This window comes from Oscillibacter valericigenes (genome assembly GCF_021531435.1).
Lineage (GTDB): Bacteria > Bacillota > Clostridia > Oscillospirales > Oscillospiraceae > Oscillibacter > Oscillibacter valericigenes_B.
Window position 1 is genome coordinate 1 of sequence record NZ_JAFBIS010000068.1, and the last position, 1,449, is coordinate 1,449.

The window sequence follows — 1,449 nt, forward strand, 5'->3', positions numbered from 1 at the left end:
GTAACTATTCAGGACCCCCGGTCCCAGGCATTACCAACAGGCCCTCGCCTGACCGGAGAGAGCCAATAGGATGGCGTGGAAGGGATTGACTCCTTGCTTCTTCGCCGTCCCTGTATAAGACATGATCTTGAGGAAGTCCTTGGCTCCTTCTTCCGTGCGGAAGCAACCGGAGACCTTGGCCTTCACCTTGATCATGCGAAGATCGCGTTCAGCTTGATTGTTGTCAAACGGAACAGCGAAGTTCTTCACAAACAGGCATACCGACTCCTTTAAGTCACGTAGCCGGTCAATCAGAGAAAGAATCTTCCCGCGTTTTGGCCGCCCGCGTCTGCCTGAAGCATTCTCTTGCACAGGATTTTCCCTGTATGCCTTTTTGATGATTCGATCATAGGCCCGATCGAATTTCTCGATAACATCAGCCTCAAGTTGATCCAATCCCGAAAGGACGGCCTCGTCTTTTGCTGCTTTCATTTTCAGCAGCAAATTCCGGAATGCTTTGGGCCACTTTTGAGAAGGATGGTTTTCCTCCACACCATTCAGTTCCCGCAACAAATGGGCACAGCAAACACCGTGCTTCACGTCGTATTTCCAGTAAGCCGGCCAGCAGTCATGGATGGCAATTCCGTGAAAATTGGGAAGTACTTTTCCTTCTTCCATCCCACGCTGCCCACGCTTATTACTCAAATACAGATAGGTGCTATCTTGGTTTGATGCAACATGCACCCAATACAGACGGCCATTGACGCGACCTCCTGTCTCGTCAAAGTGCGCAACGTCCAAGTCTTTGATATGACCACGGATAGCATCCATTGTATCGGAGATCTTTTCTGCGCATTGATGGATCATGTTGTGGATGGTACCAGTGGACAGAGGAATCCCGAAAACATTGCCAAACAGGTCGTGAATCCGGCTGACGCTGACAGCGCCGACCGTATTGAATGCCACAACAAGCGCCTGCAGGGTCTTGCCATATTGGATGGGCGCTTTAACGTCTTCCGGAAACGTGCCTCGCAGCGATGCCCCACAAAGTGGGCAGCATACTTCCATCGCTTCATGCGCTGTAATGCGGATCTCTACAGAAGCATCCGCCACACGGCGTGTCTCAACCTTATGAGCTGCTTTACGGCACTGCTCGTACTGGGGACAGCCTGAGCAAGCGGAGGGGAAATGTGGAATGACCGTATCTGGCTTCGTGGTAATCTTCAAAGTCTGCCCCTTATGGCCCTTTTGCCCACCAACCTTCTTGCCAGATTTCTGTCGCAGACTTTTCGGCGCAGGCTTCTTGTATCCGTCCGATGATGGCGGCATGGAACTATTTCGGGAGTTCTTGTTCAACTGCTCTTGCAGCTTTTCTATGGTCTCGCTCTGATCTGCGATCATCCTTTTAAGGTCATCTATTGTCTGTGTAAGGTTTGATATGATGCGGGTGAGCTGCTCAATTTGTTCGCT

General features: G+C 50.9%; 1 protein-coding gene. It reads right to left on the reverse strand.

Annotated features, from left to right (window positions below):
* Nucleotides 1-30: 30 nt before the first annotated feature.
* Nucleotides 31-1,449: IS66 family transposase (gene tnpC, locus JQM68_RS13575; RefSeq protein WP_235223554.1), on the reverse strand; the 1,419-nt coding region annotated here is incomplete at its 5' end.